The 21,574-nt window shown below is 69.3% G+C and carries 19 protein-coding genes; 9 read left to right on the top strand and 10 right to left on the bottom strand.

All coding sequences use genetic code 11. The features are described 5' to 3' along the window. Nucleotides 1–135 precede the first annotated feature (135 nt). Entirely contained in the window at nt 136–2,109 is a 1,974-nt protein-coding gene (locus tag ACUKCB_RS06095) for a BTAD domain-containing putative transcriptional regulator (protein WP_473040941.1), read from the top strand. 161 nt (nt 2,110–2,270) lie between these two features. Here the strand turns inward: ACUKCB_RS06095 and ACUKCB_RS06100 are convergent, their stop codons facing one another. The 6 genes from ACUKCB_RS06100 to ACUKCB_RS06125 form a co-directional block, all read right to left on the bottom strand. Then, nucleotides 2,271–2,678: a heavy metal-responsive transcriptional regulator gene (locus ACUKCB_RS06100; protein ID WP_473039495.1), complete on the bottom strand. Its 408-nt coding sequence runs from the start codon at nt 2,676–2,678 to the stop codon at nt 2,271–2,273. After that, the gene (locus ACUKCB_RS06105; RefSeq protein WP_473039497.1) at nt 2,665–3,126 is read right to left on the bottom strand and encodes a hypothetical protein; all 462 of its coding nucleotides are present in this window, start codon (nt 3,124–3,126) and stop codon (nt 2,665–2,667) included. Before ACUKCB_RS06105 ends, ACUKCB_RS06100 begins: the two co-directional genes overlap by 14 nt. A gap of 71 nt (nt 3,127–3,197) precedes the next feature. Next, nucleotides 3,198–3,794, bottom strand: coding sequence for a GTP-binding protein (locus ACUKCB_RS06110; protein ID WP_473039498.1), 597 nt, complete (start codon nt 3,792–3,794; stop codon nt 3,198–3,200). Between the two features lies 1 nt (nt 3,795). After that, complete coding sequence (locus ACUKCB_RS06115) at nt 3,796–4,167, bottom strand: DUF742 domain-containing protein (RefSeq protein ID WP_473039500.1); 372 nt, start codon at nt 4,165–4,167, stop codon at nt 3,796–3,798. Next, on the bottom strand, nt 4,164–4,625 hold the full coding sequence (locus ACUKCB_RS06120; RefSeq protein WP_473039501.1) for a roadblock/LC7 domain-containing protein: 462 nt from the start codon (nt 4,623–4,625) through the stop codon (nt 4,164–4,166). The genes ACUKCB_RS06115 and ACUKCB_RS06120 overlap by 4 nt, the downstream gene beginning before the upstream one ends. Further along, entirely contained in the window at nt 4,625–6,928 is a 2,304-nt protein-coding gene (locus ACUKCB_RS06125) for a sensor histidine kinase (RefSeq protein WP_473039503.1), read from the bottom strand. The genes ACUKCB_RS06120 and ACUKCB_RS06125 overlap by 1 nt, the downstream gene beginning before the upstream one ends. Before the next feature lie 1,037 nt (nt 6,929–7,965). On the opposite strand from ACUKCB_RS06125, the gene ACUKCB_RS06130 reads away from it, so the two are divergent. Beyond that, nucleotides 7,966–8,274 carry a 4a-hydroxytetrahydrobiopterin dehydratase gene (locus ACUKCB_RS06130; protein ID WP_473039504.1) on the top strand — a complete coding sequence of 103 codons (309 nt, stop codon included), beginning with the start codon at nt 7,966–7,968 and terminating at the stop codon, nt 8,272–8,274. Nucleotides 8,275–8,838: 564 nt separating this feature from the next. On the opposite strand, the gene ACUKCB_RS06135 is transcribed toward ACUKCB_RS06130, so the two are convergent. Together ACUKCB_RS06135 and ACUKCB_RS06140 are read right to left on the bottom strand one after the other, a co-directional pair. Continuing rightward, a complete protein-coding gene (locus tag ACUKCB_RS06135) occupies nt 8,839–9,429 on the bottom strand; it encodes a hypothetical protein (protein WP_473039506.1) in 591 nt (196 codons plus the stop codon). Continuing rightward, nucleotides 9,426–11,045, bottom strand: coding sequence for an AMP-binding protein (locus ACUKCB_RS06140; protein ID WP_473039508.1), 1,620 nt, complete (start codon nt 11,043–11,045; stop codon nt 9,426–9,428). The genes ACUKCB_RS06135 and ACUKCB_RS06140 overlap by 4 nt, the downstream gene beginning before the upstream one ends. 156 nt (nt 11,046–11,201) lie before the next feature. On the opposite strand from ACUKCB_RS06140, the gene ACUKCB_RS06145 reads away from it, so the two are divergent. Next, nucleotides 11,202–12,227 (top strand): acyltransferase domain-containing protein, encoded by a 1,026-nt coding sequence (locus tag ACUKCB_RS06145; RefSeq protein WP_473039510.1) that lies wholly within the window; start codon nt 11,202–11,204, stop codon nt 12,225–12,227. A gap of 1,049 nt (nt 12,228–13,276) precedes the next feature. Further along, nucleotides 13,277–13,738, top strand: a complete 462-nt coding sequence (locus ACUKCB_RS06150) for a VOC family protein (RefSeq protein WP_473039511.1) — start codon at nt 13,277–13,279, stop codon at nt 13,736–13,738. Between the two features lie 86 nt (nt 13,739–13,824). Here the strand turns inward: ACUKCB_RS06150 and ACUKCB_RS06155 are convergent, their stop codons facing one another. Continuing rightward, entirely contained in the window at nt 13,825–14,043 is a 219-nt protein-coding gene (locus ACUKCB_RS06155) for a hypothetical protein (protein ID WP_191269654.1), read from the bottom strand. A gap of 266 nt (nt 14,044–14,309) precedes the next feature. Here ACUKCB_RS06155 and ACUKCB_RS06160 point away from each other — a divergent pair, with 266 nt between their 5' ends. The 5 genes from ACUKCB_RS06160 (at nt 14,310) to ACUKCB_RS06180 (ending at nt 20,642) form a co-directional block, all read left to right on the top strand. Then, nucleotides 14,310–16,658 (top strand): phosphoketolase family protein, encoded by a 2,349-nt coding sequence (locus ACUKCB_RS06160; protein ID WP_473039512.1) that lies wholly within the window; start codon nt 14,310–14,312, stop codon nt 16,656–16,658. After that, nucleotides 16,658–17,737: an acetate/propionate family kinase gene (locus tag ACUKCB_RS06165; protein WP_473040942.1), complete on the top strand. Its 1,080-nt coding sequence runs from the start codon at nt 16,658–16,660 to the stop codon at nt 17,735–17,737. The genes ACUKCB_RS06160 and ACUKCB_RS06165 overlap by 1 nt, the downstream gene beginning before the upstream one ends. A 153-nt stretch (nt 17,738–17,890) precedes the next feature. Further along, a complete protein-coding gene (locus ACUKCB_RS06170) occupies nt 17,891–18,910 on the top strand; it encodes a tyrosine-type recombinase/integrase (RefSeq protein WP_473039513.1) in 1,020 nt (339 codons plus the stop codon). A 35-nt stretch (nt 18,911–18,945) separates the two neighbouring features. Beyond that, nucleotides 18,946–19,797 (top strand): exodeoxyribonuclease III, encoded by an 852-nt coding sequence (locus tag ACUKCB_RS06175; RefSeq protein WP_473039514.1) that lies wholly within the window; start codon nt 18,946–18,948, stop codon nt 19,795–19,797. 8 nt (nt 19,798–19,805) lie between these two features. Beyond that, entirely contained in the window at nt 19,806–20,642 is an 837-nt protein-coding gene (locus ACUKCB_RS06180) for an alpha/beta fold hydrolase (RefSeq protein ID WP_473039515.1), read from the top strand. Between the two features lie 88 nt (nt 20,643–20,730). On the opposite strand, the gene ACUKCB_RS06185 is transcribed toward ACUKCB_RS06180, so the two are convergent. Further along, nucleotides 20,731–21,516 carry a class I SAM-dependent methyltransferase gene (locus ACUKCB_RS06185; RefSeq protein WP_473039516.1) on the bottom strand — a complete coding sequence of 262 codons (786 nt, stop codon included), beginning with the start codon at nt 21,514–21,516 and terminating at the stop codon, nt 20,731–20,733. Nucleotides 21,517–21,574: the final 58 nt, after the last annotated feature.

The following is a 21,574-nucleotide window of genomic DNA, read 5'->3' on the forward strand; positions in this document are numbered from 1 at the left end:
CGGGGTGGTTCCAGCCTGTCGCCGCCCGATGAGCAACCGATGAGCGAGCGCTGCGCACCTCGCGGGGTGCGCAGGTCCGGGCCGACACGCTGTACGTTGACCACGGACCACACCGACCAGGGGGAGGTGACGCCGGTGCGGGTGGGTTTCGGGGTGCTCGGACCCGTCACGGCCTGGGACGGGTCCGAACGGCCCCTCGCGCTGCGCGGGCCGCGCCACCGCGCCGTCCTGGCCCGGCTGATCGTGGCCCGCCGCCGTGTCGTGCCCGTCGAACTCCTCATCGAGGACCTGTGGCAGGGCGCCGCGCCCCCCGGGGCCACCAGCGCCGTCCGCACCTTCGTCGCCGCCCTGCGCCGCGCCCTGGAACCGGACCGCCCGCCCCGGGCCCCCGCTGCCCTGCTCACCACCCAGGGGCCCGGTTACGCCCTGAGGGCCGACCCCGACACCGTCGACGCCTGGCTCTTCGAACGACGTTTCCGGCAGGCCGCCGCCCTGCCGCCCGCCCAGGCCCTGCCCCGACTCGAGCAGGCCCTGGAACCCTGGCGCGGCCCCGCCTACGCCGACTTCCCCGACGCCCCCTGGGCCCGCTCCGAACGCTCCCGCCTGGCGGAACTGCGCCTGCACGCCCTCGAACGCCTGTCCCAGGCCCGCCTGGACCTGGGACAGGCCGCGCAGGCCGTCCCCGACCTGGACGCGCACGTGGCCGAACACCCTTGGCGCGAGGACGCCTGGCGCCTGCTGGCCCTGGCCCTGTACCGCACCGGCCGCCAGGGGGAGGCCCTGGCCGTCCTGCGCCGCTCCCGCGCCCTGCTCGTCGAACAACTGGGCGTGGACCCCGGCCCCGCCCTGAGCCGCCTGGAACAGGACATCCTCCACCAGGCCGAACACCTCATCCCCGAACCCGTACCGGAGCACACCGGGGACCAGATCTGGGCCCGGGCGGCCGCCGCCTACCAGCGCACCGTCACCCCCGGCGCCCGTGCGCGGCTCGAATCCACCGTCGGCCTCCTGCGGGAGATGGCCGTCACCGGGCCCGAAGGCCTCCGGACGGCACGCTCCCAGCGCCTGGCCGCCGTCACCGCGGCCGAGGAACTCGGCGACCCCCACCTCACCGCCCGCGTCATCGGTGCCTACGACGTCCCCGCCAACTGGACCCGCGTGGACGACCCCGACCAATCCGCCCAGGTGGTCGCCGCCGCCGAACGCACCCTGGCCGCGCTGCCCGGCCCGGGCCACGAGGCCGCCCGCGCCCGCCTGCTGGCCACCGTGGCCCTGGAGTCACGGGGCTCCCGTCGGGACCGCGGACCCCGGGCGGCGGCCGAAGCCGAACAGCTCGCCCGGGACCTGGGCGACCCCACCCTGTTGGCCTTCGCCCTCAACGCCCGGTACATGCAGACCTTCCACCGCACCGGGCTGGCACCCGAACGTGACGCCCTGGGCACCGAACTCCTCACCCTGGCGGACCGCCACGACCTGGTCACCTTCCAGATCCTGGGGCACCTCGTCCGGTTGCAGTCCCGGGCCGCGTCGGCCGACTGGCCCGGAGCCGACCACCACGCCCAGGCCGCCCAGGCGCTGGCCCGCCACCACGAACGCCCCCTGGCCGAGGTGTTCACCACCTGGTACCGGGCGCTGCGCACCGCCGCCGACCCCCGTGTCCCGTTCGCCACGGCCGAGGCCGCCTACCGTGGGGCCGCCGACCGCCTGCACGGTGCGGGCATGCCCGGGCTCGAACAGGGGCTGCACCCCCTGGCCCTGCTGTGCCTGCGCCTGCACCACGACCGCCCCGCACCCACCGACCCGGGTACCGACTACGGCCCCCACGACCCCTGGGCCCGCCCCCACGTGCTGCTCGCCCAGGGGCGCCGCGCCGCGGCCGCGGACGCCCTGTCCGCCACCCCCGAACCGCCCCGCGACCTGCTCCTGGAGACCCGTTGGGCGCTGACCGCACGCGCCGCCCTGGCCCTGGACGACCGGCCCGCGATGCACCGTGCCCTGGCGGCGCTCACCCCCGCAGCCGGGGAGCTCGCCGGGGCCCAGACCGGCATGTTCACCCTTGGGCCGGTCGCCGACCACCTACGGGACCTCGGCCGCGCCCTCCACCCCTAGGGGCAGGGCTGCTTTGAGGGTTTATGGAAAATCCCCCGGGCCCGGACAGAAAAAGTCTCACCGGAGATCGAGAGAGAAAAGAGAGACCTTCGGTCAGAGGGTGCCACGTCCCCGGCGGGCGCGGGCCGACAGCCCACGCCCGCCGACACCCGGTCCGTGAGTCACTCGCCGGCGAGGCCGGCGAGGGCGGCCACCACCGGGCACGGCTCGGCCGGATCCACACACGGCGCTTCCAGGACCCCGAGCAGTGCCGCGCGCATCCGGCGCAGGTCCTCGATCCGCTCCTCGATCTCGGCCACCTTGGCCCGACCGCGCTCCCTGACCCGCCCGGGCAGGACCGTCCCGTCGCGGGAGCGGTCCGAGAGCACCACGAACTCGGCGAGCTCGGACAGGGTGAACCCCAACTCCTGCCCCCGGCGCAGGAACCGCACCCGGCGCACGTCCTGCGCGTCATAGGACCGGTAGCCGTTGGGCGAGCGCAACGGCACCGGCAGCAGCCCACGGCGTTCGTAGAACCGCACCGTGGACACCTTGGCACCCGAGCGGCGCGCGAGCTCAGCGATCCTCATGCCGTGATCCTAGGACGCCCGCCACGGACCCGTTCCCGGACCCGGACCGCAGCGCCGAGAACACCACGGCACCCTGCACCACCCCCCAGGCGACCTCGGCCGCCAGGAGCCCCGCCAAAACCGTGGAACCCCCGGCGACCAGGGCAGCGCCCATACCCAACGAGAACAGGAACCGGGCGCAGGTGTCGGCCACCCCCAGAGCCAGGCTCGGGCGCAGCAGCCGGACCACGGACCAGACCACGACCACGCTTCCCATGAGGTTGGCGAACAGGGCCGTGAACACCGTGTCGGTCGAGGGCAGCGCACCGGACAGCCCCAGGGCCCCGTGGGTCCACCCCACCGTCTGGAAGGCGAGGCCGACGGTCCAGGGCAACGCGAAGGCACCGGTGACCACCAGGTCGTACACCGCGGAAAAACGGATCACACGCAAAGCTGTCGCAAGGTTCATGTCCGCCATGGTCGACCCCGCACCACGGTGCGGGGTCAAGCCCGCCACCCACACCGCACCCGCATCCTCCGTCAGGCGCCCGACAACTCCAGGCGCAGCACCAGCGACACCAACTCCACCACGACCTCCTTGACCGACTCACGCTCACGCGCGTCGCACAACAGCACCGGCACCCCCTCGGCCACGTCCAACGCCACCCGCACGTCCTCCGCCCGGTGCGTGCGCTGACCGTCGAAGCAGTTCACCGCGACCACGAACGGCACCCCGCGCGTCTCGAAGAAGTCGATCACGTCGAAGGAGTCCGCCAACCGGCGCGTGTCGGCCAACACCACCGCACCCAGCGCGCCCTGTGCCAACTCCTCCCACATGAACGCGAACCGCCGCTGCCCCGGCGTCCCGAACAGGTACACCACCGTGGAGGCATCCAACGTCACCCGGCCGAAGTCCAACGCCACCGTCGTCGTGGACTTGCCCTCCACCCCGCCCAGGTCGTCCACCCCCACACTCTCGGAGGTCATCACCTCCTCGGTGTGCAACGACTCCACCTCGCTCAACGCCGAGACCAGCGTCGTCTTTCCCGCACCGAAACCACCCGCGACCACGATCTTCAACGTGTCCGGAACCGGGCTCTGCCCGGTCGGGTCCACCGACCCTCCCAACACCGCCACCTCACAACTCCCGAATGCGTTCCAGGACCATCCGCAACGTCTGTGCGTCCGGACGCTGCCGCTCCCAACCCGAGGTGTGCACCATCACCTGCCCCCGGTCCAACAGGTCAGCCAGCAGAACCCGTAACACCCCCAACGGAAACCCCGACCGCGAGGCCAGCTCCGCCACCGACACCGGACGCGCACACACCGACAGGATCAGCTCCAGTTCCGGGTCCACCTCCTGCGCATCCATCGACGGAGCCGCCACCACCTGCGAGGTCATCGAGAAGTCCGACCGCGAGGGCCGCGTGCGACCCCCCGTCAACGAGTACGGGCGGATCAGGCTCGACTCCGCCGACCACCCCTCTTCCGCCGAGGACCCCGCGCTCACCCCGCACCTCCCCTCCTGCGCGGTAGCGCCGACAGGTACGGCCCCACCTGCCGCACCAGCCGGTGCACCTCGAACGCCGCCTGCCCCATGTCACAGGAAGCATCAGCCACCAGCGCCAACTGTGCACCCTGCCCCGCGGGCAGGACGAAGAAGAACACACTGTCCATCTCCACCACGCTCTGACGCACCTCACCGGCCCCCAGCTGCGCACGCGCACCCCGGGCCAGGCTGGCCACCCCCGAAGCGACCGCCGCCAACCGCTCACCCTCCTCCCGCTCCAACCCGGGAGAGGCCGAGAGCAGCAACCCGTCCGCCGACAGCAGCAGCGCGCTGCGCGCTCTGGCCACCCGCTCCACCAGATCACCCATCAACCAGTCCAGCCGCTGTCCCGCGGACGGATCCTCCGCATCGTTCCCGACGACCGGGCCGCCCGTGGTGGCACCAGACGACATCGACATCACCCTTCCGAACTCTCGTCACGGGGCGCCTCCTGCCCGAAGGCACCCATCTCGTCCTCCCTCTCGGCCGGTTCCGCGCGTCCGCGCTCCGTCCCGGCCTGGAAGGCGCTCATCATCGACCGGATCTGCGACAGCGGTCGCTGCACTCCGGTGCTCTCGGTACCGGGGCCCTCGTGTGCTTCTCGGGGGCGCACCTCCTCGGGAACCGCGGGGTCCGCCCTGCGGCGCCGACGCCGGGGCAGCCCCTTGTAGGTCCGGCCCGACACGGCGGGGGAGGGGGCGGGCCCGTCCGGGCCCCGCCCCTGCTCGGGCGGGCCCGCGCCGACCGGTGCGGGCCCGCGGTCCGTCACCTCATGGGAGGCCTCCGACCCGGGGGGACGCACCGGCCCGGTGCCGGGGGAGTACTCGGACACCACCGACGCCGGGATCCGCACCTGTGCCCGGGTGCCCTGGTAGGGCAGAGCCCGCAGCTCCACCTCGAACCCGTGACGGGCGGCGACCGTGGCGACCACGAACAACCCCAGCTGGGAGTCCTCGCGGATGCGGGCCAGATCGAACCGGGGCGGGTGGGCCAGCAGCGCGTTGGCTGACTCCAGCCGGTCCGCGGTCATACCCAACCCCCGGTCCTCGACCTCCACCAGGTGATCGCCTTCCTCCAGGGGCCGCCCGCCCACCGTCACCTCGGTCCCCGGGGGTGAGAAGGACGCGGCGTTCTCCAACAGTTCGGCGATCAGCCGCACGAGATCGGCCCCCGCCTGCCCGGACAATCTCACCCGGGGCAGTGTCAGCACCCGCACCCTGGCGTAGTCCTCGATCTCGCTGGCTGCGGCCCGCACCGCCTCGTGCAGCCCGACCGGGGCCGCCCCGCGGCGGGTGGGCCGGTCACCGCTGAGCAGCATCAGGTTCTCGGCGTTGCGCCGCATCTGGGTGCTGAAGTGGTCGATGCGAAACAGCGACTCCAACACCTTGGGATCGGTCTCGGAGCGTTCCAACCGGTCCAGCAGCGCCAACTGGCGGTGCACCAGTGACTGGGTGCGCCGGGCGATGTTGCGGAACATGTTGCGCACCCCCGCCCGGACCTGGGCCTCCTCCACAGCGGCCACCACAGCGGCCCGCTGGGCGTCGTTGAACGCCTCGGCCACCTGGCCGAGTTCGTCGCGTCGGACCACCGGGAGCCGCGGGGCCTCGGCGTTCACGTCGACGCTGTCCCCGGCGCGCAGCCGTGCGGTGACCTGCGGGAGACGGAACCGGGCGTGGTGCAGGCTGTCGGTGCGCAACTGTTGGAGCCGCCGGCCCAGGCGCTGGGACCCGGCCACCGCAACCAGAGTCGAGGCCAGGGCCACCACCAGCGCGGGGACGCTCACGAGCAGTACACCGCCGAGCAGACCGCGGGCCTGGCCGTGGCCCAGGTCGACCACGCGTTCGCGCCGCCCCTGTTCGACTTCGAGCATCCGTGCGTCCAGGGCCTCGGCTGCCCCCCGCCAGCTCGTGGCGTTGATCGGGACCCGGGCGGTGGGGCCGTGCACGGGGCTGCCGATGACACTGTCCTGGAGCAGTTGGACGGTCTCCATCTGGAAGGAGTCCTCCAGTGCCCGGTAGTCGTCGCCGCGGTCCTCGCCGAGTTCGGCGTCCACCCGTGACCAGGTGTGTTGTTGGGCGCCGACCGCGGCCGCGAACTGTGCGTGCGCCTGGGGGGTGAAGCTGTCGGTGGCCACCGCGTGCGCCAGGATCATGTCCTGCTGGTTGAGGAGTTCGCGTGCGCGCATCAGGGAGGTCAGGGAGCGCAGGTGGGGGGTGACGGTGGGGTCGGCGCGCTCGACCTGGGCGTCCCACACGCGCAGCCCGGTCTCGATCATGTGCGAGTAGGGGGCGGCCACTGCCTGGAGGGGGCTGGTGTCGGCGGGCGGGTCGGCGGCCGTGGCGCGGTGGTGGTCGAGCCGCTCCAGGGCGGTTCGGAACTCCATGACCTGGGCGGGCAGGTCATGGTGGTCGAGGCTGTCCATGGCACGGGTCAGAGCGGTCACGGCCTGGTCGGTCTCCTCCTGGGCCTGGGGGAGGGGTGTGCCGCTGGTGGTGGATCCGGGGGCGGCCATGGTGGCACGCCGTTCGCGCTGGAGGTGGCTGATGATGTCGACGACGGGTGCGCCGATCTCCTCGGTGAGGGTGGCCGTGGCTTGCAGGTCACGGATGTCGGTGGCCAGGACGGTGGTCAGGACCGCCCACAGGGCCAGCAGGGCGGTGCTGGGGATGAGGGCCAGGGTGATCATGCGGGCGCGAAGCGAGGAACGCTTGTCGTGGGGCATGGATTCGCTTGGGGGAGTGGCGGGGAGGTTGGTGGGGGTCCGCCGGTGGGGGATAGGGGGTGGAGTTCCACAGAGCTAATCGCTCCACGGGGGGATTTGCAAGGCTTTGCGGGTGGCCGGATCCGGTTGGGGGCAGGGGTTGCGCTGGTGACCGTGAGATGCGTGGGGATGCCGCCACCTGAATAAATCTACGTCGTAAAGGTGACCTGTTTTTTGACCAAAAACACAAACAACCAAAAACAAAAAGGAGCGGCTCACGCCGCACCGACTACACAAGGGTTTGCTCATATGAGGTAGTTCTGATGGTTTCGTCGATCCACAGGCTGCTATTAGGGAGATCCGACCGCGGATTGGAACCGGCCAATCACGGATTGGCACCGAAATCGGCACCGCCGGGGGAGCTGGGGGAGAAGCGCCCCAGTCCGGTACCTGCCCGGTTCGCGTCACGCTCCTGGGGCGCTCCGAGAACATCGGGGCTTCTGGCCAGGACCGGCACCGGACATACTGGAAGACGTTCTGCGCTACCCGCTCCGGCGCCTGTGCCGTCCCCCCAGGAAGGCCCCATGCGCATTCCCACCGTCACCGCTGCCGCGCTTGTACTCGTGACCGCCTGCGGGTTCCCCCGACGCCACCGTCCCCGAAGCCGACACATCGCCGTCACCGTCGGCTCGGCACACCATCCGGGTGGGAGTTCGTACCAGCGACGGCTCTGTGGGCCAGAACCACGACGCCGACCTGTGCGTGTGGCGTTCCCCGAGCTACATCCGTGGCGTTCCCCGAGCTACATCCTCCGAGACGGTGCCGGTGAGATCAGGTGAGCGAGACAGTCAACTTCGCCCTCGACGAAGTCGACGCACCCGGCGCCGATCCGGTGGTGATCGAACTGGGCTGAGGCCCCCGCCCGTCGGTGTCGTTACCTCCGCGACGGGGGAGTGGTCTCTCTCCGTCTCCTTCACGGCACACCTGTTGTCGTGTGGGTGTGAACGGGTAGGTACCGGCCCAGCACTGATGTCCGGTACCGATGGAAGGGGGAGACGATGGGTCAGCTCAGCGAGGAGCAGGTCCTGGAGGGACTGGAGCGGTTGACCGACTGGGAGTGGGACGCCGAGGAGGTGCTCATCCACCGGACGGTGCGATTGCCCGGGTTCCTGGCCGCGGTGGCTTTGGTGAACGAGGTCGCCCAGGCGGCCGAGCAGGCCGACCACCACCCGGACATCGACATCCGGTACGACACGGTCAGGTTGGCCCTGAGCACCCATTCGGAGGGCGCGGTCACCGACCGGGACATGGCCCTGGCGGCCCGGATCGACGAACTGGTTGCCGCGACGGCCCAGACCTCGCCCTGACGTGTGCTCGGCCCGAGCAGACGGATGTCGGAAGGATACGGGGCAACTCCTGCCCGGGGTGGCCGGCAGGCGCTAGGGTAACGGCGCTTTCCACCGTGCCCGCCTGACCGGACGAGGCCCCCCGTTGCCGACCGCCGCCCCTCGCATGATCCCGCGCCCCGTCTCGGGGTGGCCTTCACCGATTCTGGGCCGGGAGTGTGGCCGGCAACCTGGCCGACGGGGTAATGCTGACCACGCTGCCGATGCTCGCGGTGGCGCTGATCAACGCCCCCTCGCAGTGGCGGTACTGACCGTGGCCCGTTACCTGCCGTGGTTGTTGTTCGGTCTGTTCACTGCGGTGTCGAACCTGGGGGCCGGGGCGTTGGCGGGCGTGTTCGTGCTGGTGGTCCGGGACCATTTCGGGGTGCCCGAGCAGTGGTTCGGGGTGTTTTCGTCCGTGGTGGCGGTGGGGGAGATTGCTGGTGCGGTGTCCCTCTCCGCCGCGGGCGGGCCTCGGCAGGGCGCATTCCGGGGTTCGGGGGTTTCTCCCGTCCCGTGGGTGTCTTCTTCAGCGGGGTGCGGGGATCACGGCGAGGAGGTGGGGAGCGGCTCTACGGGCGGTGTGGGCGACCTCGCGGGGTGCGGGGGCCGTCCAGGCGGTGAAGTGGGGGGCAGGAGCGCGTTGGTGGTTCGCCGGGCCGTGGGGGTGGGGGTGCCGGCGGACTCCAGGTACCACTGCAGCAGGGTCTCGGCGTACTGGTACCAGTCGTCCTGGGCGTCGCGCCGGTCCACCGCGGTGTCGACCATCCGGTGTACGACCTGTTCCGTGGTTCGTAGCCGGCCGGGGCGGTCGGCGTCGGGTGGGGGTGTGAGTTCGGTGAACAGGTCGGCGAGGTGTTCGAACCAGGTGCGGGCGTTCAGGACTCCGTCGGCGATGTGTTCGGCGGCCTGGTGGGGGGTTTCGTCCAGGGGGAGGCGGCCGGGGCGGTGTTCGGGCCAGTGCCGGGTCCAGGGGCCGACGCGGGCGTGCAGGATGTGGGTGGCCTGGCGTTCGAAGTCGCGCCAGAGGGGGCGGGGCTGCTTCGGGGCCGGGGTCATGGGCGTGAGGAAGCCGAGCAGGGTGTCGCGCCGGGGTGGCGGGGGGTGGTGTGCGGGGTTGACGGTGTGCCAGGTCACCGCAGCCGGGCTCTGCGCATCTTGCCGGAGGCGGTGCGGGGGAGTTCCTCGACGAAGTCGACGGTGTGGGGTGCGGCGTGGGGTGCGAAGCGGGTGCTGACCCAGTCGCGGAGTTCCTCGGTGAGTTCGGGGGTGCCGGTGTGGTCGTCGGCCAGGACGATGCGGGCGCCGACGAGGTGTCCGGCGATGTCGTCGGGGATGGCGTAGACGCCGCATTCTTCGACGGCGGGGTGGGTGTTGAGGACGGCTTCGACTTCGGTGGGGCCGATGCGGTAGCTGCGGGTGATGATGGCGCCGTCGTCGCGGGTGGAGAAGTGCAGGTTTCCTTGGCGGTCCATGATGCCGGTGTCGCCGGTGAGGTGGTAGGTGCGTTCGGGGGTGAAGCGGATGTCGATGGTGTTTTCGTAGCCGTGGTAGCCGTCGAACCAGTCCAGGGGGCTGTGGGTGCGGTCGATGGCGATGCGGCCGTAGGCGCCTCGGGGCGCGGGTTCGTCGGTGATGGCTTCGAGGACTTGGATGTTCCAGCCGGGTAGGGCGGGGCCGATGGCGGCGGGGGGTAGGGGGGTGTCGTGTTCGGGGAGGTCCGGGTTGTTGGGGATGCCGGCGCACCAGCCGAGTTCGGTTTGGCCGTAGTGGTCGCGGATGGGGACGCCGAAGAGGTCGGTGGCCCAGTCGATGACGTCGGGTGCGAGGGGTTCGCCGGCGCTGGCCAGGCGTTGGACGATGATTTCGGGGGGCAGGGTCTTGGTGGCGGCGCGCAGGGTGCGGTAGGTGGTGGGGTCGGAGGCGAAGTTGGTGACCTGGTAGAGGCCCAGGACGTCGAGGGTGAGTTCGGGGTCGAAGAATCCGGCGCGTAGGGCGAGGGAGTTGTGTCCGGCCAGGAGTGGGGAGATGAGGCCGTGGTAGAGGCCGTAGGCGGAGCCGGGGTCGGCGGTGTTCCAGTAGACGTCGTCGTCTTGGACGCCGAGGCCGAGGTGGTGGTAGGCGTGCATGGCGGTGAGGGCGCGGGCGGGGACGCGGACGCCGCGGGGTGGGCCGATGAGGTTGGAGACGTAGACGGTGGCGATGTCGCCGTTGCCGGTGGTGGTGTGGTTGGTGGTGTGTGGGGGGTGTTGGCTGAGGGTGTGGAGGGTGTGGTCGCCTTCGCGGAGGGGGTGGGTGCCGGTGGTGGCGATCTGCCAGGTGGGGTGGGTGGGCAGGTGGGGGCTGGGGTCGAGTTTGGTGCGGTGTTCGTCGGTGCAGATGACGATGCGGGCGCCGGAGTCGGTGAGGCGTTCGGCGATGGCGGAGGGGGCGAAGGAGGACAGGAGGGGGACGAGGACGGCTCCCAGGCGCCAGGTGGCCAGGGCGGTGATGGTGAGGTCGATGCCCTTGGGGATGAGGGTGGCGATGCGGTCGCCGGGGGTGATGCCTTGGGCGGCGAGTCCTGCGGCGAGGGTTTGGGAGCGTTCGCGGAGTTCGCCGAAGGTGAGGGTGGTGGGTTCGAGGGTGGGTCCGATTTCGGTGGTGGCGACGGTGTGGGGGTCGTGGCGGTCGCAGAGGAGGTGGGCGACGGTGGTGGTGGGGGTGTCGTAGGTGGCGATCCAGTCGCGCAGGAGGGGCGCCGGGTCGGACATCGGTGGTGTTCCTCGTTTTCGGTGGGTGTGGTGTTTGTTGGTGGGTTACCACAACACTATGCCCACCTGTGGGGCTGGTCTCACTGGTGGGCGGGGCGGGGCGGGTGGTGTGGGGGTGTCTTCCCTCGGGGGTGGTGTGGGGGCCAGGATGTGCGCATGGACAGTGCGCGTGTGGTGGAGCGGTTCGGGTTGGACGAGGGTGTGCGGGAGTGGTTGGAGGCCTGTGCGGCGTTGCCCGAGCCCGAAGTGGGGTTGGAGGTGCCCGTCGGGTCGGCGGCGGGTGAGGTGTTGGACATGTTCGCCCTGGCCGATGATGACCGTGCGGAGGTGGAGGCGTTGTGGCCGGGGTCGGGGCGTCCCGAGGGGGAGTGGCCTCGGGAGTTGTGGTATCTGGTGGGGTGCATGTACCGGCGGTTGTGGGCTGATGCCGACCTGCCCGTGGGGGTGTGGCGGTACTGGCCGACGTTGGTGGGGGCGGAGGACGCGCGGGTGCGGGTGGCTTCGCTGTGGGCGTTCGCGGCGATGGTGCCCGAGCATTTGGCGCGGCAGGCGCGGCGGGGGATTGATCGTGCGGTGACGGTGGCGACGTTGGCTGATGTGGGTGTGCAGGTGGCGCGGTCGCGGTGGTTGTTCGGTCGTTTGAGTGTGGAGACGGCGTCGTGGGTGGCGGCGCAGTTTCGGGGGCGGTTGTTCTGGGTGGGGGGTTTGCAGTTGGAGCCTGCGGTGTTGGGGGATCAGGGCCCGGTGGGGTGGTACGGGGTCGAGGAGGCTGCGGCGTTGGGGCCGGGGTTCGGGGTGGGTGATCCGGTGTTGAGGTTGCACATCCCTTCGGGTGGGTTGGCTCCGGATTCGGTGCAGGACGCGTTGGAGCGTGCGCGGCCTTTTGCCCGGGAGCAGTTGGGTGTGGATCCGGCGGTGGCCACATGTACGTCGTGGTTGTTGGATCCGTGGTGGGAGCGGGCGTTGGGGGAGGGCTCCAATATCGTGCGGTTCCAGCGCAGGTTCACGTTGGTGGGGGGTGGTGTGCCGGGTGAGGGGGATGTGTTTCGGTTCGTGTTCGGGATGCCGGTGGTGGATGCGGAGCGGGCGCCGCGGCGGACGCGGTTGGAGCGTGCCGCGTTGGAGCGGTTGGAGTCGGGTCGGGGTTTGCGGGTGTGTACTGGGTGGTTGAGGTTGCCCTGAGGTGGGGTGTGGGGGTCCGGGGCCGGGCCCCCTTTTTTTGTGGGTTGGGTCGGAGGAGGTGGGTGTGGGCAGGGTTTGCCATGGGTGGGTGTGTTGGTGGTTGTGGGGAGGCCTCACAACGCTCAACTTGACATAATGTGCATTATCGGCTTTGTGGGAGGGCCTGTGGGGAAGGGGTTTTCGGGTTCGGGTGGGTTCTGGGCGGCGCTGTGTGCGTGCTCGTGGGTGGTCGGCGGGTCGGGGTTCGTGGGCCGGCCCTGGGCGTGGGCTGCTGGTGGGTGCCCGTGGGTAGTGGGCTGGTTCGGCGTCGAGGCGTCTGTGTGTACGGCGTCAAAGGTGTCGTCCCGGGTGGATTCTGCCCTGCAGGTCTTGGGTGGGACAAGCTCCTGGTCGGGAGCCTGTGGATAACCCTTGGCTGCCCCCGCTCGGGTGTGTGCGGGTGCCTGTTCTTCAGGCTGGTGTCGTCCCTTGGGGTGTTGGTGTGCGTGTCCGGGGCGGGTGCGCGGTGTGGTGGGCTGTGGGGTGCGTGCAGGTCAGGGGCGTTTCCAGGTGGGGTCTCTGGGGGGTTGGAGCCCCTTCTGGGCGGCGATATCTCCATGTTTCATGCATAAACGGTGTTATGCATCCTTTTGTGGTTGTTTGGCGACACGTGACTGTTCTTCCCTGCGGCCTCCGTCCGAGGCGGTCCGGTGGCTCGATGCGCTGGCGTGCTTCCTGTGGTCCGGGGTGTGCTCGCTCCGGCGCGTTCGCGTCGAACGTGCGTTCGGTTCTCTGTGGGGCGGGTGTCTTTCGAATCTCTGTGCGAGGGCTTGTCTGTGGTGCCCACTCCCCTGCTCGCGCTCCATCCTCACCTCGAACATCCGTGGTCACTCTGGGTGATCGTTCGGTGTGTCCACCGTTCGTTGCGGTGACTTGTGGACCGACACTCCCCTGCCCCCCGAAAACCTCTGCCCCCAGGCGCCCGGTGGCGGACGGAATCTGTCCGCCAGTGATGCCAGGGTGGGGCTGGTGGCGGTCCGCGTCATCTGGCACAGGAACGGAGTACCACGATGATTCGTCAGATCCAGATCACCTTCGACGCCCGTGATCCCAGGGCGTTGTCGTTGTTCTGGCGCGAGGCGCTGGGTTATGTCATCCCCGGTCCGCCCGGTGTCGACCTGCCCGAGGGCGCCGACCCCCTGGCTGCCTGGGACGGTTTCCTGGAGCAGGTCGGGGTGCCCGAGGCGGAGCGCAACTCGCGTTCGGCACTGCAGGACCCACAGGGCCGGGGGCCGCGGTTGTTCTTCCAGCAGGTACCGGAGGAAAAGGTCGCCAAGAACCGTGTGCACCTGGACGTGCGGGCGGCCCCTGGGCTGCAGGGGCAGGAGCGGATGAGGGCTCTGGAGGCCGAATGCGAGCGGCTGGTGGCGTTGGGGGCCGCGCGGGTACGTCGCCACGAGCCGGACCCGCCCATGGAGGAGGGGTTCATCGTGATGACCGACCCCGAGGGTAACGAGTTCTGCCTGGACTGAGGTGGCGCAGTGGCGGCTGCTCCCCCGCCGGCGGATCCGGGGGCGGTCGGGGCCCGGAGGGCGCGCCCCCCCCGGGCCCGGGCGTGCTATCTGCTGTTCTCCTCCAGGCGCAGGGCGATGCCCAGTGCGAAGAAGGTCGGCGCCCACTGGCCGACGAAGATCCCCCACCGGTCGGCCCGGTCGGTGCCCGCGTTTTCCTTCTTCTTGGACAGGGCCCAGGTCAGGAAGGTCAGGCCGATGCTCGTGGTGCCGGCGGCGTAGGCCATCTCCGAGGTGACGCCGAGTTCGGACAGTTTCGCGATCATGATGCCCCATGGTCTTGAGTCGGATGCGGTGTCAAGGCTCCTGCCCCGGGTGGAGCCGCTCTATGGGTAACGGGGGGCAAAACCGGGGTCGTGGGGGTGTTCGGGGACGGGCAGGAGACACGTGGGCGTTGGGTGTGGTCTGTCTGCCGGGGGGCGGTTACGGTTGCTGCGAGCGGGCGTGGCCCCTCTCAGCTCGCTCCTGTTGTTGGTGAGCGGTCACTCCCCTGCCGTGTCCGGGAACGTCTCTGGTCGAGGAGTGAGGGTTCATGGTTGTGGACCAGACGGAACTGCGGTTGTTGGATGCCTACTGGCGGGCGGCCAACTATCTCTCGGTCGGTCAGATCTACCTGTTGGACAACCCGCTGTTGCGTGAGCCGCTCAGGTCCGAGCACATCAAGCCCCGTCTGTTGGGGCACTGGGGTACGACCCCGGGGTTGAACTTCGTCTACGCGCACCTGAACCGGGTGATCCGGGCCCGGGACCTGGACATGATCTACGTGATGGGTCCCGGGCACGGTGGTCCGGCGGCGGTGGCCAACTCCTGGTTGGAGGGCAGTTACAGCGAGGTCTACCGGCACGTGTCCCGCGACGAGGAGGGGATGCGGCGGCTGTTCCGGCAGTTCTCCTTCCCCGGTGGGATCCCCAGCCATGTGGCGCCCGAGACGCCGGGGTCGATCCATGAGGGCGGTGAGTTGGGGTACGCGTTGGCGCACGCCTACGGTGCGGTCTTCGACAACCCCGATCTGGTGGTCAGCTGTGTGGTGGGCGACGGCGAGGCCGAGACGGGGCCGTTGGCGGGCAGTTGGCACTCCAACAAGTTCCTGGACCCGGCGCGTGATGGTGCGGTGCTGCCGATCCTGCACCTGAACGGGTACAAGATCGCCAATCCGACGGTGTTGGCGCGTATCCCCGAGGACGAGCTGGTCAAGCTGTTCGAGGGGATGGGGTACCGGCCGTTGTTCGTCAGCGGTGAGGGCCCCGAGTACATGCACCGGCGGATGGCGCAGGTGCTCGACGAGGCCCTGGACGAGATCGCCGAGATCCAGCAGGTGGCGCGTACCAGTGGTCTTTCGCACCGGCCGGCGTGGCCGGTGGTGGTGTTGCGCTCCCCCAAGGGGTGGACCGGTCCGCGGGAGGTGGACGGGGCGCCGGTGGAGGGGACGTGGCGTTCGCACCAGGTGCCGTTGGCGCGGGTGCGGGAGGACCCCGGGCATCTGTGCCAGTTGGAGGAGTGGATGCGCTCCTACGGGCCTGAGCGGTTGTTCGACTCCTCGGGTGCGCCGGTGGACGAGTTGGTGGCGTTGGCGCCGCGGGGTGAGCGGCGGATGAGTGCGAATCCGCATGCCAACGGTGGTGCGTTGTTGCGTGATCTGGTGTTGCCTGATTTTCGTCGGTATGCGGTGGAGTTCACCGGGCACGGGAGGTCCACCAGTGGGGCCACCCAGGTGTTGGGGCGTTTCCTGCGGGATGTGGTGCGCGCCAATCCGGACAACTTTCGGATCATGGGGCCCGACGAGACGGCCTCGAACCGGTTGTCGGCGGTGTATGAGGCCACGGACAAGGTGTGGGAGGAGTCGGTGCTGGCCACCGACGAGGATCTGGCACGGCACGGCCAGGTGATGGAGGTGCTCAGTGAGCACATGTGCCAGGGGTGGTTGGAGGGTTACCTGCTCACTGGGCGGCACGGGCTGTTCAACTGCTATGAGGCGTTCGTGCACATCGTGGATGCGATGTTCAACCAGCACGCCAAGTGGTTGAAGGTGACCCGGCACCTGGCGTGGCGTCGGCCGATCGCCTCGTTGAACTACCTGTTGTCCTCGCATGTGTGGCGTCAGGACCACAACGGGTTCACCCACCAGGATCCGGGGTTCCTGGACGTGGTGATGAACAAACCGGCGGAGTTGGTGCGGGTGTATCTGCCGCCGGACGCGAACACGTTGCTGTCGGTGAGCGATCACTGCCTGCGTTCGCGTGATTATGTGAACGTGGTGGTGGCCGGTAAGCAGCCCGGGTTGGACTACCTGCCGATGCCGGAGGCGGTGGCGCACTGCACCCGCGGGATCGGGGTGTGGGAGTGGGCCAGTACCGGGGGCGGGGCGGATCCGGACGTGGTGTTGGGGTGTGCGGGTGATGTGCCCACGTTGGAGACTCTGGCCGCGGCGGATCTGTTGCGGCAGTACTTTCCCGAGCTGGGTGTGCGGGTGGTGAACGTGGTGGATCTGATGCGGTTGCAGCCCGCCAGTGAGCATCCGCACGGGTTGCCCGATGCCGAGTACGAGGCCCTGTTCACCACGGACCGTCCGGTGGTCTTCGCCTTCCATGGGTATCCGTGGTTGGTGCACCGGTTGACGTATCGGCGCCGGGGTCACGAGAACCTGCACGTGCGGGGGTTCAAGGAGGAGGGGACCACGACCACGCCGTTCGACATGGTGATGTTGAACGATCTGGACCGGTTCCATCTGGTGATCGACGTGATCGACCGGGTGCCGGGGTTGGCGCAGAACGCGGCCCACGTGCGTCAGCGGATGGTGGATGAGCGGTTGCGGCACCGGGAGTACACGCGTGAGTTCGGGGAGGATCCGGCGTCGGTGCGTGATTGGGTGTGGCCGTACTGATGCGGGTGCTGGTGGTGAACGCGGGCTCGAGCAGTCTGAAGCTGAGTGTGCTCGGGTCGCGGGACGAGGTGGTGGACCAGGAGCAGATCCCGGTGGAGCGGGGTGAGTGGGACCGGTCCGTGTTGGAGCGGGCGTTGGGTCGTTTCTCCGGGGTGGAGGCGGTGGGCCACCGGGTCGTGCACGGGGGTCGGGAGTTCCTGGAGCCGGTGCGGTTGGACGCCTCGGTGGTGGGGCGGTTGCGGGAGTTGGGTTCGTTGGCGCCCCTGCATCAGCCCAAGTCGTTGGCGGGGATCGAGGCTGTGGGCCGGGTGTGGCCGCGGGTGCCGGCGGTGGCGTGTTTCGACACGGCTTTCCACGCCCGGCTTCCGGCGGAGGCGTACACCTATGCGGTGCCCGAGCGCTGGCGTGCGGAGTTCGGGGTGCGCCGGTACGGGTTCCACGGGCTCTCGCACGCCTACGCGTCGCGGCGGGCGCGGGAGTGGACGGGTGCGGAGCGGGTGGTGGTGGCGCATCTGGGTGCGGGGGCGTCGTTGTCCGCGGTGCTGGGCGGGCGGTCGGTGGACACCACGATGGGGTTCACGCCGTTGGAGGGGTTGGTGATGGCGACCCGTTCGGGGAGTGTGGATCCGGGGTTGGTGTTGTGGTTGAACGAGCATGCCGGTGTTCCGTTGGAGGAGATCGGGTGGGCGTTGGAGCACGAGTCCGGGTTGGTGGCGCTGGCGGGTTCGGCGGACATGCGCACGGTGTTGGAGCGTGAGGTTGCCGGGGACGAGCGTGCGGCGGTGGCGGTGGGGGTGTACGTGCACCGGTTGCGGGCGTCGGTGGCGTCGATGGCGGCGGCGTTGGGTGGGGTGGAGGCGTTGGTGTTCACCGGTGGTGTGGGTGAGCACTCTGCGCCGGTGCGGGCGCGGGCGGCTGCGGGGTTGGGTTTTTTGGGGGTGGGTGTGGATGAGGGGTTGAACGTGTCCTTGGCGGGTGAGGGTGAGGTCAGCGCGTCCGGGGCGCGGGTGCGCACGTTGGTGGTGGCGGCTCGGGAGGATGTGGAGGTCGCGCGGGGGGTGCGGTCGGTGTTGGGGTGAGGTTGTGGTGTGGGGGTGTCGCCCGAGGGGGTGGCGCCCCCCTTTTTTTGTGGGGTGGTTTCCGGGGGGGGTGTCCCCCGGTGTTCGGGTGTCTTGGTGGTTGGGGGTGGGGTGTGCGTGTGTGGGGGGGTGGGGATCGGTGATGCTGGGGTCATGAGTGGTGATGCGGTGTCGGTGGAGCGGGCGATTGAGCGGTATTTGGTGGCCAGGCGGGCTGCCAAGCCCTCGGCGCACACGGTGGCGGCCTATCGGCGTGACCTGGTGGCGGTGTTGGGGTGTGTGGGGCGTGCGTTGGGGCGTGATCCTGCGGGTGTGGGGTTGGGTGAGTTGGAGTCGGGGGTGTTGCGGGAGGCGTTCGCGGAGTTCGCGGAGGAGCGGGCGGCTTCGAGTGTGTTGCGGGCGTGGTCGACGTGGAACGGGTTCTTCGCGTTCTGGGTGGCGGAGCGGGTGGTGGCGGGTAATCCGATGTCGGCGGTGCCGCGGCCGAGGGTGAGGCCTTCGGGGCCCAAGCCGTTGATGGGTGAGGACACTCCGGAGCGGTTGTTGGAGGCGTTGGCGCGTGGGGCGCGGCGGGCGCGGGATCCGTGGCCGGAGCGGGATCTGGCGGTGTTGGCGTTGGCGTTGTTGACGGGGATGCGGTCGGCGGAGATGTTGTCGCTTCGGGTGGAGTCGTTGGGTGGGCGGCCTGGTGAGCGGCGGATTCGGGTGTTGGGCAAGGGGGGTGGTGAGCGGGTGTTGCCGATCGAGGTGCCGTTGGAGGCTTTGTTGGAGGCGTATCTGGCGTCGCGGCGGGTGCGGTTCGGGGTGGTGGTGCGGGGTGGGGATCCGTTGTTGGTGGACAACCGGGGGCAGGGGTTGCGTCGGGGTGGGTTGCAGTATCTGGTGAAGCAGTGTTATCGGCATGCGGGGGTCAATGATCGGGTGGCGCGGGGGACGTTGGTGCATGCGTTGCGGCACACGTTTGCGACGCGGTTGGCGGAGGATGGTGCGTCGGTCACCGAGATCATGCATTTGTTGGGGCATTCGTCGGTGACGTCGTCGCAGGCCTATATCGAGGTGACGGCCCGGGCGCAGCGGGAGGCGGCGGGGTCGAATCGGACGTATGGGGTGTTGCGGCGTTTGGCTGCTGATGGTGTGGGTGGGCAGGAGCAGGCGGGTCAAGGGGGTGGGTGAGTCGGGGTGAGGGGTGGCTTGGGGTTGGTGTGGGGGTGGGGGTGGGGGTGGTTACGCTGAGGGGCGTGAATCAGTCGAGTTTTGTTGTGTCCAGCGTCAACGTCAACGGGTTGCGGGCGGCCGCGGGGAAGGATCCGGGGTTCGTTTCCTGGTTGGCGGCCACTGAGGCGGACGTGGTGTGTTTGCAGGAGACGCGTGCTGAGCCCGAGCAGCTTCCCGCCGGGGTGGGTTCGCCCCAGGGGTGGCATGTGGTGTTGTGTCCGGCTCGGGCGAAGGGTCGTGCGGGGGTGGCGATCTATTCGCGTGTGGAGCCCGATGAGGTGCGGGTCGGGTTCGGGGAGGCCGAGTTCGAGGATTCGGGCCGGTATGTGGAGGCGGACTTCGGTGAGGTGACGGTGGCCAGCCTGTACCTGCCCTCGGGTGAGGTGGGTACTGCGCGTCAGGAGGAGAAGGAGCGTTTCATGGAGGCGTTTTTGCCCTACCTGGTCAAGCGGCGCGCCGAGGTGGAGGCTCAGGGGCGGTCTCTGGTGGTGTGCGGTGACTGGAACATCGCGCATACCGAGGCGGATCTGAAGAACTGGCGTGGTAACAGGAAGAACTCGGGGTTTTTGCCCGAGGAGCGTGCGTGGTTGTCGCGGGTCTTCGATGAGGCGGGGTATGTGGACGTGGTGCGTTCGCTGTATCCGGATCAGGAGGGCCCGTACTCGTGGTGGTCCTACCGGGGTAGGGCTTTCGACAACGACACGGGGTGGCGGATCGATTATTTGGTGGCCACGCCGGGGTTGGCGGCGCGGGCACGGTCGGGTCGGGTGGAGCGTTATCCCAGTCGTGAGGAGCGTTGGTCGGACCATGCTCCGGTGACGGTGGCCTTTGGGCTCGGAGAGTAGGGGCGGTCATGGGTGTACCGGTTGTGTTGGCGCACGGGTTGCGTTCGTCGTCGAGTATGTGGCGGCCGCAGGTGGAGTTCTTGGAGGCGCAGGGGCGTGTGGTGGTGGCGCCTGATCTTCCTGCTCACGGTTCGCGTCGGGGCGAGGACTTTTCGGTGGGGCGTGCGGTGGACACCTTGTTGGATGCGATCGACTCGGTGGGTGGTCGTGCCCTGTTGGTGGGTTTGAGTATGGGTGGGTTGTTGTCGATCGCGGCGGCGGGGGTGGCGCCGGGGCGGATCGCCGGGTTGGTGGCGGCCAGTTGTACGGCGCAGCCGGCGCAGTCGTTGGCGCAGGTGTATCGGATTCCGTCGGTGTTGATGGAGCGGTTGCCGGACAAGGGTGCGGCGGTCAATGAGCGTTTTCATCGGTTGATGTTGCCGGACAGTGCGGCTGATGCGGTGGTTGACGGCGGGTTGGCTGTGGAGGCGGCCACGGCGGTGATCGATGAGTTGGCGGGGATCGACGCGTTGTCGGCGTTGGGGTCCTATCCGGGGCCGGTGTGGTTGATCAATGGGGCGCGGGATCATTTCCGGATTCATGAGAAGCAGTTTTTTGATGCGTGTGTGGAGGGGCGGTTGGTGAATGTGCCTCGGGCTGGGCACATGGTGAGTTTGGATCAGCCGGTGAATTTTTCGCGGATCGTGTCGGATGCGGCTGATGTGGTGGGGGTGCGTGAGGCTCGGGCGGGGTTGGAGCCTGGTGCTGGGGTGCCTGATGTGGTGGATTCTCCTCCTTCTGATGTGGAGGAGGAGGTGGCTGCCGGGGTGGATTCGGTGGCCGGGGTGGATCCTGAGGGTCCCTGATCCGGTAGGCGCTCGGGCGCTTGGGGGCCGGACAGCAAAAGGGGGCGGTTGGCCGTGTGGCCTGCCGCCCCCGTTTTTGTGGGTGGGGTCAGTTGTGGTGGGTGGGGTCGTCGGTGTGGGTGCGGGGGCGGGGTGTGGTGGGGATGGCTTGGCCGGGTCGGGGGCGTTCGGGCAGGCGGAAGAAGATCATGGGGTTGTGGGGGGATTGGCGTACGGGGGTGTCCAGGCCGAGTTCGGTTTTGAGTTCGTGGAGGGCTTGGTGGTGGTGGGGAGCGCGGGCGGCGGAGGCGGTGAAGTAGTTGGTGGTGTTGTTGGCGAGCCATTTGAGGACGACGGCGCCTTCGGTGAAGGGCAGGGCGTAGCGCTGGTGGAAGACGTCGTGGACGCTGACGGGGATGTGGGCGGGGAGGGTGGGCAGGAGGTGGTGGATGTACCAGCGGGCGAACCAGCCGTTGTGGGCGGCGTCGATGAACAGGTAGTCGGTGTTGGCGGGGATGTGGGTGATTTTTGCGCGTACGTCGCCTTTGGTGAAGGTCCAGCGGTCGGTGGCCAGGTCCGGGGGGACGTGGGCGGTGGCGTGGTCGACGATGTCGAAGGAGTGGAGGTGGCCGGTGCCGTTGTCGCGTAGGGCGGAGAGGATCCAGGAGGTGGACCAGCCGTAGTAGGTGCCGATTTCGACGACGTTGGCGGGTTGGTGGTGGCGTAGGAGCAGGTAGGTGATTTCTGCTTCGAGGTCGTCGAGTTGGGGGGTCATGGTGGGGTCGGCGTTGGTGTGGTGGTCGCGTTGTTGGTCGCGTACTCGGGCCAGGTCGTCGCGGTGGGTGCGGTAGAGGGTGGAGATGAGGTCGAGGTCGATGGGTGGTGTGGTGGGCATGGTGGTTTTCCTTCGGGGTGTGTGGGCCACTTTTGGAGCTGAAGGTAACAGTGTTGTT

The organism is Nocardiopsis moroccensis (genome assembly GCF_055763695.1).

Bases quoted from the DNA above. Each gene is read 5' to 3' on its own strand.
- ACUKCB_RS06100 (WP_473039495.1), bottom strand. From the start codon at position 2,678: ATGAGGATCGCTGAGCTCGCGCGCCGCTCGGGTGCCAAGGTGTCCACG.
- ACUKCB_RS06165 (WP_473040942.1), top strand. From the start codon at position 16,658: ATGCGGGTGCTGGTGGTGAACGCGGGCTCGAGCAGTCTGAAGCTGAGT.
- ACUKCB_RS06125 (WP_473039503.1), bottom strand. From the start codon at position 6,928: ATGCCCCACGACAAGCGTTCCTCGCTTCGCGCCCGCATGATCACCCTG.
- ACUKCB_RS06150 (WP_473039511.1), top strand. From the start codon at position 13,277: ATGATTCGTCAGATCCAGATCACCTTCGACGCCCGTGATCCCAGGGCG.
- ACUKCB_RS06170 (WP_473039513.1), top strand. From the start codon at position 17,891: ATGAGTGGTGATGCGGTGTCGGTGGAGCGGGCGATTGAGCGGTATTTG.
- ACUKCB_RS06160 (WP_473039512.1), top strand. From the start codon at position 14,310: ATGGTTGTGGACCAGACGGAACTGCGGTTGTTGGATGCCTACTGGCGG.
- ACUKCB_RS06120 (WP_473039501.1), bottom strand. From the start codon at position 4,625: ATGTCGATGTCGTCTGGTGCCACCACGGGCGGCCCGGTCGTCGGGAAC.
- ACUKCB_RS06180 (WP_473039515.1), top strand. From the start codon at position 19,806: ATGGGTGTACCGGTTGTGTTGGCGCACGGGTTGCGTTCGTCGTCGAGT.
- ACUKCB_RS06130 (WP_473039504.1), top strand. From the start codon at position 7,966: ATGGGTCAGCTCAGCGAGGAGCAGGTCCTGGAGGGACTGGAGCGGTTG.
- ACUKCB_RS06140 (WP_473039508.1), bottom strand. From the start codon at position 11,045: ATGTCCGACCCGGCGCCCCTCCTGCGCGACTGGATCGCCACCTACGAC.
- ACUKCB_RS06185 (WP_473039516.1), bottom strand. From the start codon at position 21,516: ATGCCCACCACACCACCCATCGACCTCGACCTCATCTCCACCCTCTAC.
- ACUKCB_RS06155 (WP_191269654.1), bottom strand. From the start codon at position 14,043: ATGATCGCGAAACTGTCCGAACTCGGCGTCACCTCGGAGATGGCCTAC.
- ACUKCB_RS06145 (WP_473039510.1), top strand. From the start codon at position 11,202: ATGGACAGTGCGCGTGTGGTGGAGCGGTTCGGGTTGGACGAGGGTGTG.
- ACUKCB_RS06105 (WP_473039497.1), bottom strand. From the start codon at position 3,126: ATGAACCTTGCGACAGCTTTGCGTGTGATCCGTTTTTCCGCGGTGTAC.